This window comes from Psychrobacter sp. TS_SC_6, from assembly GCF_056156305.1.
The window spans coordinates 2,021,415-2,034,961 of sequence record NZ_CM149590.1 but is presented as its reverse complement, the minus strand read 5'-3'; the positions used below and the strand labels follow the sequence as shown (position 1 = coordinate 2,034,961).

Sequence of the window (13,547 nt, the reverse complement as noted above, 5' to 3'; positions counted from 1 at the left end):
TTATCCTTAAGTTGGGCAATGCCGTCAAATCTCAAAGTAAACTCTATTTGTATATTACCGATAACTTTAATTATAATTCAATACTGACAAGGTGACCTCATGTCTGACAAAAACCCGCGTTATTCTCGTATCTTGCTAAAACTCTCTGGTGAAGCCTTAGCGGGTACGAAAGATATGGGTATTGATACCGAAGTGCTCGATAAGATGAGCTTATCTATCGCCCATTTGCGCGGGCTTGGTGTCCAAGTGGGTATCGTGGTCGGTGGTGGTAACTTATATCGCGGTGCCCAATTACAAAAAGAGGGTTTGGTCGGTCGCGTCACTGGCGATCAAATGGGTATGCTTGCAACCGTTATGAATGGCCTTGCAATGCGCGATGCTCTTGAGCGCCGTAATATCAAAACGCGCCTAATGTCTGCCCTGCCGATTGGTGAAGTTACTGAGAGTTATAGCAGCCGTAATGCGATTCGTTATCTTAAAAATGGCGAAGTATGTATCTTTGTCGCGGGTACGGGCAATCCTTTCTTTACCACTGATACGGCTGCTTGCTTACGTGGTATTGAAATCGAAGCAGGTTTGATTCTAAAAGCGACCAAAGTAGATGGTGTTTATGATAAAGACCCAAGCCTACATAGCGATGCAGTAAAATATGATGGTCTGACCTTTGATGAGGTGTTAGAGCAAAAGCTTGGAGTTATGGATTTGACTGCCATCGCATTATGTCGTGAGCACGATGTGCCATTACAAGTCTTTGATATGAATAAGCCCAATGCTTTATTAAATGTTGTGATGGGTGAGAATGAAGGCACACGCGTCTATCATTAATAACGTACCCAAAATATGATAAAAGATAGGCAGAAGTAAGACAGCTACTTATCTGTGGCAATACCTGAATAGTTCTTATAATAAACAATAAATAATTTGTCGGTAGCGATAAATAAGGATACCTCATGATTCAAGAAATTAAGCAAGACGGCGAAGCGCGCATGCAAAAAACCTTGGAAGCGCTTGAAAGTACTTTTAGTAAAGTCCGTACGGGTCGCGCGCATCCAGGTATGTTGACAGGTGTAATGGTCAGCTACTACGGGTCGCCTACGCCGTTAAATCAAGTAGCGAGTGTTAACGTTGAAGATTCGCGTACGCTACTGGTACAGCCATTTGACCGTACCATGGTGCAAGCGATTGACAAAGCTATCCGCGAAGCAGATTTGGGTCTTAATCCAATGACTGCTGATGTGATTCGTGTTCCTATGCCAGCATTGACAGAAGAAACTCGAAAAGATATGCAAAAATTGGCACGTGGCGAAGCAGAAAACAGCCGCGTTTCTATTCGCAATATCCGCCGTGATATGATGAATGACATCAAAGAGTTGGCAAAAGAAAAAGAGATCTCAGAAGACGACGAGCGCCGCGCCAGTGACGACATTCAAAAAATCACTGACAAATATATTGAAACCATCGATAGCCGCTTAAGCAAAAAAGAAACCGATTTGATGGCAGTATAAGTATATTTTTCTGCTGTCAAAAATGATGCGCTATCAATATTTTATATAACAAGTCGCTAAGAACAAACAGCCAATATCAAGGTGCTATTGGCTGTTTGTTGCCGTGTAGACAATTAACCTTACTCTATAGCTTGTTTATATTGTCCTTTTTTATAAGGACTTTATATGAATCTCTTTATATAAATTATGAGTTAGGGTTTTTATAAGGTATGGCGCGCGTTATGATTATTTTACTTAAACAACAAGCAAGTTAGCCTATGTCTATGTCAGAGAGTTTAGCTCCAGTCCTTCTTCCACGCCATATCGCTGTCATCATGGACGGCAATAACCGCTATGGTAAAGTCCATAATTTAGGTAAAGGTCAGGGGCATATCGCTGGCAAAGATGCGCTAGACCCTATTGTTGAATATTGCGTCAGTACGGGTATTGAGGTTTTGACCGTCTTTGCCTTTTCCAGTGAGAATTGGCAGCGCCCACCGACTGAAGTAGCATTGCTGATGCATTTGCTGAGCTTAACCATCAATGAGCAGATGCCTCGTATGGTTAAGTACCGTATTCGTTTGCGTTTTATCGGCGACCGCAGTCAGCTTAGTGATGATTTGCAATTATTGATGGCAGATGCTGAAGCAAAAACGGCTGATTTTGATGCCATGACATTGGTCATCGCCATCAGTTACGGTGGACAGTGGGATATCGCTCATGCAGCAAAGCAGCTATTACAGCAAGTACAGGCAGGTCAGTTATCAATTGATGATATTGATAAGGGAAAACTTGGAGAGTATGTGCAATTGGCAGATGCGCCAGAAGTGGACATGCTGATACGTACCGGCGGCGAGTACCGTCTTTCCAACTTCTTATTGTGGCAATCCGCCTATGCAGAGCTGTTTTTTACCCCAACATTGTGGCCAGACTTTAGCGTCGATGAGCTAGCAGCAATGCTAGAGGATTTTGCTCAACGTCAACGCCGCTTTGGTAAAACCAGCGAGCAAATAGTGACGGCTCAGCAAATATCTTAGAGGTCATATCAAGAGCATTAGACGACTTTTGTCAATTTAGGGCACTTTCAATAGCGTGCGTCACTATCAATACGCTATTATAGTCAGCTTCTGGCTATGATACGTCATTATCTATAGTCAATATTTATCGCGCAATTTGATCAAATGTTCTTCATTATTATAAGGCTCAATAAGTATGTGGCAACGAATTAAGACGGCAATTGTTCTCGTTATTATCGTTGGTATTGCAATGTTTGCGAGCCAAACCCCTATATTATTTGCACCACTTTTAGGGATTGGAGTGATTATTGCTGCCCATGAATGGACGAAACTGATGCCAAAGTGGCGTCAGCCCGCGGTCTTCGTCCTATTGGTGTTGCTGCTGACGTTAGTGTCACTTATGTTTAAAGTCACGTGGCTTTTTTGGTGGGCAGCTTCTCTCATCATATGGTTAATGGCGCTGTCTTGGGTACGAGTTTTCCCCACGTCTACCAAATGGTACGGCAAGCAGTTGGCGCTAATGGGAACAGTGATATTAACGGCTTCAATTACGGCTATGTTTTACTTATGGCAATTGTCGCCATGGTGGCTACTGTATGTGTTTTTATTGGTCTGGTGTGCAGACAGTGGTGCTTACTTTGTTGGGCGCAAGCTTGGTCGCCGAAAAATGGCACCGAATGTCTCGCCCAATAAGAGTATGGAAGGGCTGGCGGGTGGCCTAGTCACAGGACTACTGGTCGTAGTAATTATAAGTGTCTTTAAATTACAATTGGCGGGTGCAGCTCTCATCGCCTTTGTGGCATTATCGGCTCTGACGATTTTAGCTTCCGTACTGGGCGATTTGTTTGAGTCAATGCTCAAACGCCGTGCTAATGTTAAAGATTCAGGAACGATTCTACCGGGGCATGGTGGAATACTTGACCGTATTGATTCACTGCTACCTGCTACGCCGATATTTGCGCTTGGTTTTTGGGCAATACAGCAGTTTGGTTTGATTGTCGTTTGACTTGCCTAATATTATCAAAATCGCTTACGCAGTTATCTGACAGAACATAAACTTAGCGGCTCATTTAATTTTCATCTTATTACTACTGTATCATTTATAGGCACCCATGGTTATGACCCAACGTATCGCCGTATTAGGCGCGACAGGTTCGATTGGCGACAGTACGTTAGCCATCTTGGCAGCACAACCACAGCATTACGATGTTTATGCCTTATCTGGATATCACCGTTTAGATAAGCTGCTTGCTCTTTGTCAGCAGTTCGCTCCTAAGCGGGTAGGCGTACCAACAGCTGCGGTTGATGAGTTTGCACAGCGTCTGAAAGCTACAGGTCTCGATATCGAGGTGGTGGGCGGTGATGCAGGGTTGGTAGATATCGCTATCGATTCACAAACTGATACTGTCGTTGCTGCCATTGTTGGCGCCGCAGGTCTGCCTTCTACTCTAGCTGCTGCTCGTGCAGGCAAGCGTATCTTACTTGCGAACAAAGAAGCGCTGGTGATGGCAGGGCAAGTCATGATCAATGCGGTCAAAACACATCATGCAACTTTGCTGCCTCTTGATTCTGAACATAATGCTATCTTTCAGTGTTTACCTTTTGCCATTCAGCAGGATAATACCCAAATTCACCGACCAAATCATGGCGTGCGTAAGCTATGGCTAACAGCTTCTGGTGGACCGTTCTTACAGCAGTCATTTATGCAGATGCAGCAAGCTAGTGTCGCTGAAGCGGTCAAACACCCAAACTGGTCGATGGGACAAAAAATATCGGTTGATTCTGCCACGATGATGAACAAGGGGCTTGAGCTGATTGAAGCCTGTCATTTATTTGATTTGCCTGAAAATAAGATAAATGTGGTGATTCATCCACAAAGTATCATTCACTCAATGGTAGAATATAGCGATGGCAGCTTTTTGGCGCAGCTTGGCAGTCCAGATATGAAAACGCCCATTGCTCATGCGCTAAGCTACCCTGACCGTATTGACAGTGGCTCTCAGCCATTAGACTTATGTGCCTTAAGTGGTTTAGAGTTTATCGAGCCTGATTTGCAAAAATTCGCCTGCTTACGTCTGGCACGAGAGGCGATGCAAGCGGGTACGCACGCGACCATTATTCTAAATGCGGCGAATGAGATTGCAGTATCGGCATTTTTGAATAATCAAATTCGTCTGACGGATATTGCTGATATTAATGAACAAGCATTGAATGAGATACAAGTTTCGGCATTGACTGAGACTGCCGATATTGATGAAATTTTGGCAATGGATAACCTAGTGCGTCAGCATACTGAGAAGCTGGTGGCAAGATTGATCTAGATGTATCAAGCGCTATCGCCTTTATAATGATGTTAAGAGTACCTACTGAGAAAAAATCATGACGTTTCTATTAACGCTCCTTGCGGCAATATTTGTCTTAGGTCCGCTTATTGCTTTGCATGAGTGGGGTCATTATATTGTAGCGCGTCTTTGCGGCGTTAGAGTACTTACGTATTCTATTGGTTTTGGTCCCAAACTCTTTGGCTGGACCAGCAAAAAAAGTGGGATTGATTATCGTATTTCAGCCCTGCCACTCGGTGGCTATGTCAAGATGCTTGATGAGCGTGAAGGTGAGGTGGCCAAAGATGAGCAGCATTTAGCATTTAATCGTCAGCATCCGCTTAAGAAAATAGCTATTGTGGCTGCCGGTCCTATCATGAACTTCGTTATTGCCATTGCATTGTTCTGGGTGTTATTTATGACTCCCTCAGAGCAGCTTGCCACCAAAATTGGTCAAGTATTGCCAGATACGCCTGCCTCGATAGCACAGTTACCTGCCGGTGATAAAATCGTTGCGATTGATGGTCATGACGTACAGACGTGGGAAGGGATTAATTATCGCCTTGCTGGACGCATGGGCGAGACAGCCAATATAAGCGTGACGTTGCAATCAGAAGCCAATAATAATGCAACCAAAACTTATCAAGCACCTGTAAAAGAATTTATGCAAGGTGCCGCGCAAGGTAAAGATGCCTTATCAAGCTTTGGTATGATACCGTGGCAACCAAATATTGCACCGATAGTCGGTGATGTAACGCCTGATGGCGCAGCAAGTCGTCAAGGTCTCAAGGCTGGCGACCGCATCACTGCTATCAATGACGAAGCCATTAATGACTGGATTAGCGCCACTCGTATTATCCGCGACAATCCTGAGACTTTGCTGACATTTAGCGTATTACGGAATGATCAGCCGATTGAGTTGCAGATTATGCCGCAAGGTAAAAAAGACAATTTAGGTAACGATTATGGACAAATTGGTGCTATGGTGGCACAGTCTGAGATTGTCATTCCTGATGCGTACAAAACCACTGTGGTCTATGGTCCAGCTGAGTCGTTAGTCAAATCGTTTGAGAAAACTGAGCAATTGGCCGTTATGACTGTCAGCTCAATGGGCAAGATGCTATCAGGTATGATAGGTCTTGATAACTTATCAGGTCCGATTACCATTGCTAAAGTCGCTAAACAAAGTTTTGATATCAGTTGGCAAATGGTATTATCTACGGCAGCCTTAATCAGTTTGAGCCTCGCGGTTTTGAATCTGTTGCCAATTCCAGTATTAGATGGCGGTCATATTGTCTATTATCTAATTGAGCTGATACGCGGCAAGCCACTCTCTGAAGGCGTGCAAATGGTAGGCTTAAATATTGGTTTACTCTTGCTGGCAGGTTTCATGGTGTTAGCAATTGGTAATGATATCAGTCGGCTATTTTGATGATATAGCATACTTCTTGCACGGTAAGATGCGATAGACTAATGGTTTTATGCTTATCCTGTGTCTATTGTTAGGCTGATAAGCAATTTCTTTAATCGCCGTGCTGCTGTACTAATTTTATATTTTAGTTTATTTTATGACGCGTTTTATATAAAGTGTTCTGAGTCTGCTCCCTAAGTGTTTACGATATGACACAAAAGAGACCAGATAAGATGTGCTTTTCAACTTAACTTAAGCAAGTTTTTTATTGACGGATAGTGTTTATGCGTACGCCTTTATTTATGAGCGCGGCTGGGTTGCCGTTAGTTGTAGCAATGATGAGTATGCCGGTTCAGGCTGCAGAATTTGTGGTCACTGATATTGGCTTTAATGGTCTACAACGCCTAACACCTGATAGTTTATATCCAGTACTGCCTATTACAATAGGCGATACGGTCAATGATGCAAATCTGGCTGCCAGTATCAAAGCACTATATGCGACCGAAAACTTTGCTGACATTCAAAGCCGTATCGAAGGCGGCAAGCTGCGCTTTGATGTCGTTGAACGTCCGACGATTGCAGAAGTTAATTTTGATGGCAACAAACTTATTCCCAAAGAAGGGCTTGAGCAAGGCCTAAATAATGCAGGTCTTGCTGTTGGTAATGTGCTTAAGCAAGCAACCCTACAGGGCGTTGCAAACGAGCTACAACAGCAATATATCAGCCAAGGCTATTACAATAGTAATATTGAAGTCGATCAGACGCTGCTTGATGGCAACCGCGTCAAGCTTGATGTGCGCTTTATCGAAGGCAATCCGGCCAAAGTAGTTGATATCAATATTATTGGTAATAAGCACTTTAGTGATAAAGAAATTAAAGAAGTCTTTGCAGTAAAAGAGTCTTCATGGACACGTCTCTTATCTAAATCTGATCGTTATGCAAAAGAGAAGCTGGCGGCAAGTTTAGAGAATCTAAAAGCCCTGTATCTAAATGATGGTTATGTACGCTTTTCAGTAGACAATGCGGTGCTCAATATCAGTGAAGATAAGAGCAGTGTATTTATCGAAGTCAGTCTTAGCGAAGGCGAGCAATATCAGTTTGGCGAAATCAATTTCTTAGGTAAGCCAACTTTTGAAACCAGTGAATTAAAAGAGCTGGTTACCTTTGATGCTAAAGAAAAGTACTCACAAGCCAAGCTTGATGCCACCACTTCCGCTCTTAAGAGTCGTTATGGTAATGAGGGTTATTATTTAGCGCAAATCAGACCAGTACCGCGTATCAATGACGAGACCAAAGTAGTCGATATCGATTATTATATTGATCCTGCACGTCCTATTTATGTGCGCCGTATCAATTTTACGGGTAACTTAAAAACCCAAGATGAAGTACTGCGCCGTGAAATGCGTCAGTTGGAAGGGTCATTGGCTTCTAGTGATAAAATTCAGCTGTCACGTACGCGTTTGATGCGCACAGGTTTTTTTAAAAATGTCAACGTTGATGTGAAGCCAGTTCCTAATCAACCAGACCAAGTCGATGTACACTATACGGTTGAAGAGCAGCCATCTGGTAGCTCAACCATTGCTGCCGGTTATTCACAAAGTGGCGGTGTTACCTTCCAGTTAGATCTTACCCAAAATAACTTTATGGGTACTGGTGACCGTGTTAAAGCTTCTTTGTCACGCTCAGAGACACGTGATTCTTATAGCTTGGGTTATACCGATCCGTACTTCACAGAAAATGGTGTATCACAAGGTATTAGTGCCTACTATCGTGAGACCAAATTCGATGATCGAAACGTTAGTAACTATGTTACCGATGCTTATGGTGCCACACTTAATTATAGTTATCCGGTCGATGAAACCAAACGCGTGAGTGCAGGTATCAATGTCGATAATACCACTATACGCGGTGGGCGTTTCCTTGGTGTCTCAAACGTACAGGAAATTATCGATGATGGCGGTACCGTCGAAGACTTCACAGGCGATTTTGAAGGTCGTACAGGCTTCAAAAATGAATATCAAAGCTATAATCTGCTTTTCGGTTGGGATTACAGCACCTTAGATCGTCCCGTATTTCCGAATAAAGGCATGAGCCATACAGTCGATGCGACCATTGGTATGGGTGATGCTGGTTATCAGAAGCTGGTTTATACTGGTAATATTTATCAACCTATCTATAAAGACTGGGTCGCTCGCGGTTATACCAAGCTTGGTTATGGTAATAACTTACCGTTTTATGAAAACTTCTATGCCGGTGGCTATGGTTCAGTACGTGGTTACGAGGCTTCAACACTAGGCCCTAAATCACAAAGTTATGCTGATGCAATTGATAAAGAGACACGTTATGCTCAAGACGAAGAGGTTGGTGGTAATGCCCTAGTCAGCTTTGGTACTGAATTGATTCTACCAATGCCATTTAAAGGCGATTGGGCAGATCAAGTACGTCCAGTACTATTTGCTGAAGGTGGTCAGGTATTTGATACCACGGATAAAGAAGATCGTGACTTTATTAACCCTAAAACAGGTGCTCCTTATGAAAATAAAGATGGTAGTCCTGTAAAATTATTGACTCAAGATAGCAGTCTACGCTTTAGTGCCGGTTTAGGCGTCACTTGGTATACGCCAATTGGTCCGATTTCTTTGAGCTATGCTGTACCTATCGGTGACAAAGAAGGTGATGAGACTGAAAAGGTTCAGTTCCAAATTGGTAACACTTTCTAAGCATCTACTAATTGCTTTTTGCTATGCAAAGGGTTTTATACTAGTTATTCAGCCCTTTAAGTAGTTGAAGCGTTCGTTAGATTTAGCCGGTCGTCAAGATGATATCTCAACTTGACGACCCTCTTATTCATGCCAATACTAACACCCATTATGATAACGATTGAGCAACTCATCTCGCAGATTGAGCAGCGTCAGCCTGTTCTTAACAAGGCTGAGCTTAGCGCTGAGCAGAGCCGTCTATCCTTAGAAGGTATCGGTAATTTAACCACGGCTAACTGCCGGCAATTAAGTTTTTTGAGCAACCCCCGTTATCTCTCTAGTCTGGCTAATACTCATGCTGGTGCAGTACTCATCACTGAAGAGCATCGTAACGAAGCGCCAAATGATACGGTAGCTTTAATCGTTGCTGTCCCTTATTTGGCTTATGCTAGTGTAAGTCAACTTTTCGCTCGCCAGTGCCCAGTGATTGGCATTCATCCGACGGCCGTCATTGCCGACAGTGCAGTGGTTGGCAATAAAGTGACTATCGGCGCTTTTTGTGTCATCGGTGAGCAAGTGCAGATTGGTGATCGCAGCGTGCTTGAAGCTCATGTGGTCATCGAGGATAATACTACCATTGGTACAGATGGCGTTATCAAATCACAAGTGGTGATAGGACCTGACTGTATTATTGGTAATCATGTTAGGTTACACGCTGGGGTGACGATAGGCTCAGAAGGCTTTGGCTTTGCCCCCACTGCCAATCCTAGTATCACAGGTTGGGAGCGTATTGCACAGTTAGGGCGTGTGCTGATAGGTGATCATGTACGCATTGGCAGTCAAACCTGTATAGATCGCGGTGCTATCGATGATACGGTAATTGGAAATCATGTTATTATTGATAACCTCGTCCAAGTGGCACACAACGTCCGTATCGGTGATGGTACGGCTATCGCTGCTCATACAGGTATCGCAGGTAGTACTACAATTGGCAAACGCTGCATTATTGGCGGGGCAGTCGGTATTACCGGACATATTGATATCACAGATGATGTTACCTTATCTGGTATGACTATGGTCACTAAGTCAATCACCACTGCCGGATCGTACTCTTCTGGCACGGCTGCTATGCCAACTGCTAACTGGCGCCGTGCGGCTGTCCGTTTTCGCCAGCTTGGTCGTGATTAGCTTTTAAAGATTCATAGTTAAAAAAATTCATACTTAGATTATGTATAATATTAAAACTCAGCAAAGCTTTACTCTCAAGCAAGACTTTAAATACAGCAAGGAAGCGTTACTATGAGCACTAGCAATATTGATAACCCAACGGCAGAAGACATCAAAAGCTTGGCTGAACAAGGGTTAACGTTGCCATTAACTTACCATACATTAAAGCATTATTTGCCACATCGTTACCCATTTTTATTGGTGGATAAGATAGTTGCTTGTACACCAGGCGAGTGTATCACGGGCATAAAAAACGTCACCATTAATGAAGAGTTTTTTAATGGGCATTTCCCTGATGAGCCTATCATGCCAGGCGTATTGATGGTTGAGTGCATGGCTCAGGTATCAGGTGTTCTGGGTTTTATTAGTGCAGGACTGACGGCAGAAGATGGCTATTTATACTTGTTCGCAGGGGTTGATAAAGTGCGCTTTAAGCGCCGTGTTATCCCTGGTGATCAGCTGATTATCCGCTCTAAAATTGTGATGCAAAAGCAGGGTATTTATAAGTTTGATTGTACTGTACATGTTGAAGATGAGCTGGCGGTTAGTGCGCAGATTATGATTGCCCGTCAAGAGCAATAAACCACATTAGCCACTTTTAATAATGTATAAAACATGTAAACCATGATGTTAATGCTTATGTATTAGCATCATCTTATTTTTTAACAAAGGCAGCTTGAGGCTAGTTAATTTCACCAAGCTGTCTGTATTTGTTTTACTAATTTAATTGCATTCGATGATACAAAGGCCTCTATTATGAGTCAGATCCATCCCACAGCACTCATCTCACCGTCTGCTACGATTGATAAAACCGCAACCATTGGCCCTTACTGTATCATCGGTGATGAGGTTACGATTGGTGCTCATACGGTGTTACATCGCCATGTGGTCGTTACTAGATTGACTCGTATCGGTGCATACAATCAGTTTTATCAATTTTCAAGCATTGGCGAAGACCCTCAAGACCTCAAATACGCGGGTGAGCGTACTTGGCTTGAGATTGGCGATCATAATACCATTCGAGAAGCCTGTAGCTTGCACCGTGGTACTGAGCAAGATGGTGGGCTGACAAAAATTGGCAGCCATAACTTGCTCATGGTTAACACTCATGTGGCTCATGATTGCTTAATTGGTGACCATAATGTATTGGCTAATAATGTTGGCGTCGCCGGTCACGTTACCATTGGCAATCATATTATCGTCGGTGGCAACTCAGGCATTCATCAGTTTTGTACAATTGATGATTATAGTTTGGTTGGTGGTGCAACTTTGGTCTTAAAAGATGTAGCGGCGTTTACCATGGTTTCAGGTAATCCTGCTAAGGCACATGGTCTTAATATTGAAGGTATGCGCCGTAAAGGCTGGTCTAAAGATAGCATCGACGTGCTGCGTCAAGCTTATCGTGTGATTTTCAGATCTGGTTTAACGACAGTTCAAGCACTTGAAGTATTGAAACAAGATCTGCTGCCAAAAGAGTCGAAAATCGAATTTTTAATCGATTCGCTACAGAAAAGTCGCCGTGGAGTCGTGCGCTAAATTCTGTTTAGGTACATCGGTAGGTCATTTTAAATAGTTTTTACCATAGAAACTAAATGTTATAAATAGTAATCATAAATATAAAAAGCCATAACTATTAGTTATGGCTTTTTATATTTATGATTACTTGACTTTTTTAGTTGCTTAGCAGAAACTTGCTTATGAGCTGTAGTAAGGTTACAGCAACTTATTTTAACTAACAGCTGACTTATAATCTTTTTGATTGTTTGAACCTATTTAATACAAATAATAAATATGATCAAAGAGATTATTGATAAATTTTAGGAGTGTTATATGGCACAGCAGAGGGAAAATTGGTCTGGTAGAACTGGATTTATCATAGCCGCTATCGGATCAGCGGTAGGCCTGGGTAACATATGGCGTTTTCCCTATGTGGCTTATGATAACGGTGGTGGGGCATTTATGGTGCCTTATCTTATTGCTTTATTAACCGCAGGTATTCCACTATTATTTTTAGATTATATTATAGGGCATAAATATCGTACTGCAGCGCCGCGTGCTTATAAGAAATTCTCACCATCTGGACAGTTTGTAGGGTGGTGGCAGACGCTGGTATCTTTTGTGATAGCCATCTATTACGCAGCCGTTATTGTTTGGGCTGGTAGTTATATGTTCTTTTCGTTTGGACAAAAATGGGGTGAAGACACCACCACCTTTTTTGTCAGTGACTTTGTAAAACATACAGGAGACTTAACCTCCGTCTTTGTACCACAGATGTTCATAGGTTTGGTTATCGTTTGGGCATTATCCATCTTAATTATGTTAGGTGGCATACGTAAAGGGGTGGAACTTGCCAATAAAATTTGTCTGCCGCTGCTGTTGGTATTGTTTGGGGTTATGGTATATAAAGCAATCAATTTACCGGGGGCTATAGTCGGCTTAAATGCCTTTTTTGAGCCAAACTGGGTAAAAATGAAGGATCCTAATGTCTGGTTAGCCGCTTATGGCCATATCTTTTTCTCTTTATCAGTAGGTTTCGGTATTATGGTGACATATGCCTCATACCTGAAGAAAAATACCAATTTGACCGGTGCAGGCTTAGTGGTTGGTTTTGCCAACTCTTCGTTTGAGCTTATTGCAGGTATTGGTATCTTTGCTGCTATCGGCTTTATGGCAGTCTCAACAGGGCAAGATGTCTCTGAAGTTGCTAGCGGCGGTGTTGGCCTTGCGTTCTTCGTATTTCCGAAAATCATTTCTACTATGGGTCCAAGTGGTGATTTGATTGGTTTCTTATTCTTTGGCTCTTTGGTCGTGGCTGGTATTAGCTCTCTTATCAGTATTCTAGAAGTACCTATCTCAGCTTTCCAAGAGAAATTTAATTGGTCACGTAAGAAAGCAGTTGCTATCATATGTGGCGTATGTGCGGTTATCTCTATCTCAGCTTTCTCTACTGGCAGCTCATTAGTATTAGTAGATGTCATCGATCACTTTGCGAATAATATCGGTATCGTGGCGGGTGGTTTAATGTCGATTGTATTGGTTACTTGGTTTAACCGTAATAAAATTCCAAATTTACTTGCTCACAGCAATCGCATCTCTAGTATCAAACTGGGCGGCGCTTGGGTATTTATGCTCACCGTTATTACCCCAACTGTACTTACCATCGCTTTAGGGCTTAAGTTTATTGATTTGGTTAAAACACCCTATGAGGGTTATTCTTCAACTATCTTATTACTCTTTGGTTGGGGGGTAGTCGTATTGTTTGGCTTAGGTGCGTTTATATTAAGCCGTATCAAGGGTGTCCATGATGAAGAAGATGCTAAAGCTCGTGCAATTGATGATGCACGTTAGTAAGCAACCTAAATAGTTAGCAGATAGATTAACGTTTTAAT

11 protein-coding genes are annotated in these 13,547 nt (G+C 42.7%); all 11 read left to right on the top strand.

Translation table 11 applies throughout. The features are described 5' to 3' along the window. The first annotated feature begins 99 nt into the window (after positions 1 to 99). On the top strand, positions 100 to 825 hold the full coding sequence (gene pyrH, locus AC0J5Y_RS08565; RefSeq protein ID WP_011514039.1) for a UMP kinase: 726 nt from the start codon (positions 100 to 102) through the stop codon (positions 823 to 825). Between the two features lie 125 nt (positions 826 to 950). Then, positions 951 to 1,505 (top strand): ribosome recycling factor, encoded by a 555-nt coding sequence (gene frr / locus AC0J5Y_RS08560; protein ID WP_011514038.1) that lies wholly within the window; start codon positions 951 to 953, stop codon positions 1,503 to 1,505. 257 nt (positions 1,506 to 1,762) lie between these two features. Continuing rightward, positions 1,763 to 2,521 carry a polyprenyl diphosphate synthase gene (uppS, locus tag AC0J5Y_RS08555; RefSeq protein ID WP_475130302.1) on the top strand — a complete coding sequence of 253 codons (759 nt, stop codon included), beginning with the start codon at positions 1,763 to 1,765 and terminating at the stop codon, positions 2,519 to 2,521. Between the two features lie 175 nt (positions 2,522 to 2,696). Beyond that, entirely contained in the window at positions 2,697 to 3,506 is an 810-nt protein-coding gene (locus AC0J5Y_RS08550; RefSeq protein ID WP_475130301.1) for a phosphatidate cytidylyltransferase, read from the top strand. A gap of 106 nt (positions 3,507 to 3,612) precedes the next feature. Continuing rightward, positions 3,613 to 4,821 carry a 1-deoxy-D-xylulose-5-phosphate reductoisomerase gene (gene ispC, locus AC0J5Y_RS08545; protein ID WP_475130300.1) on the top strand — a complete coding sequence of 403 codons (1,209 nt, stop codon included), beginning with the start codon at positions 3,613 to 3,615 and terminating at the stop codon, positions 4,819 to 4,821. A gap of 58 nt (positions 4,822 to 4,879) precedes the next feature. Beyond that, positions 4,880 to 6,253, top strand: coding sequence for an RIP metalloprotease RseP (gene rseP, locus AC0J5Y_RS08540; RefSeq protein ID WP_475130299.1), 1,374 nt, complete (start codon positions 4,880 to 4,882; stop codon positions 6,251 to 6,253). A gap of 263 nt (positions 6,254 to 6,516) precedes the next feature. Continuing rightward, entirely contained in the window at positions 6,517 to 8,952 is a 2,436-nt protein-coding gene (gene bamA, locus AC0J5Y_RS08535; protein WP_475130298.1) for an outer membrane protein assembly factor BamA, read from the top strand. Positions 8,953 to 9,102: 150 nt separating this feature from the next. Then, positions 9,103 to 10,119 carry a UDP-3-O-(3-hydroxymyristoyl)glucosamine N-acyltransferase gene (gene lpxD, locus AC0J5Y_RS08530; protein WP_475132135.1) on the top strand — a complete coding sequence of 339 codons (1,017 nt, stop codon included), beginning with the start codon at positions 9,103 to 9,105 and terminating at the stop codon, positions 10,117 to 10,119. Positions 10,120 to 10,230: 111 nt separating this feature from the next. Then, complete coding sequence (gene fabZ / locus AC0J5Y_RS08525; protein WP_011280792.1) at positions 10,231 to 10,740, top strand: 3-hydroxyacyl-ACP dehydratase FabZ; 510 nt, start codon at positions 10,231 to 10,233, stop codon at positions 10,738 to 10,740. 174 nt (positions 10,741 to 10,914) lie between these two features. Further along, on the top strand, positions 10,915 to 11,694 hold the full coding sequence (lpxA, locus tag AC0J5Y_RS08520) for an acyl-ACP--UDP-N-acetylglucosamine O-acyltransferase (protein WP_475130297.1): 780 nt from the start codon (positions 10,915 to 10,917) through the stop codon (positions 11,692 to 11,694). Positions 11,695 to 11,988: 294 nt separating this feature from the next. Further along, entirely contained in the window at positions 11,989 to 13,506 is a 1,518-nt protein-coding gene (locus tag AC0J5Y_RS08515; RefSeq protein ID WP_475130296.1) for a sodium-dependent transporter, read from the top strand. Positions 13,507 to 13,547: the final 41 nt, after the last annotated feature.

Bases quoted from the DNA above. Each gene is read 5' to 3' on its own strand.
- pyrH (WP_011514039.1), top strand. From the start codon at position 100: ATGTCTGACAAAAACCCGCGTTATTCTCGTATCTTGCTAAAACTCTCT.
- frr (WP_011514038.1), top strand. From the start codon at position 951: ATGATTCAAGAAATTAAGCAAGACGGCGAAGCGCGCATGCAAAAAACC.
- uppS (WP_475130302.1), top strand. From the start codon at position 1,763: ATGTCTATGTCAGAGAGTTTAGCTCCAGTCCTTCTTCCACGCCATATC.
- AC0J5Y_RS08550 (WP_475130301.1), top strand. From the start codon at position 2,697: ATGTGGCAACGAATTAAGACGGCAATTGTTCTCGTTATTATCGTTGGT.
- ispC (WP_475130300.1), top strand. From the start codon at position 3,613: ATGGTTATGACCCAACGTATCGCCGTATTAGGCGCGACAGGTTCGATT.
- rseP (WP_475130299.1), top strand. From the start codon at position 4,880: ATGACGTTTCTATTAACGCTCCTTGCGGCAATATTTGTCTTAGGTCCG.
- bamA (WP_475130298.1), top strand. From the start codon at position 6,517: ATGCGTACGCCTTTATTTATGAGCGCGGCTGGGTTGCCGTTAGTTGTA.
- lpxD (WP_475132135.1), top strand. From the start codon at position 9,103: ATGATAACGATTGAGCAACTCATCTCGCAGATTGAGCAGCGTCAGCCT.
- fabZ (WP_011280792.1), top strand. From the start codon at position 10,231: ATGAGCACTAGCAATATTGATAACCCAACGGCAGAAGACATCAAAAGC.
- lpxA (WP_475130297.1), top strand. From the start codon at position 10,915: ATGAGTCAGATCCATCCCACAGCACTCATCTCACCGTCTGCTACGATT.
- AC0J5Y_RS08515 (WP_475130296.1), top strand. From the start codon at position 11,989: ATGGCACAGCAGAGGGAAAATTGGTCTGGTAGAACTGGATTTATCATA.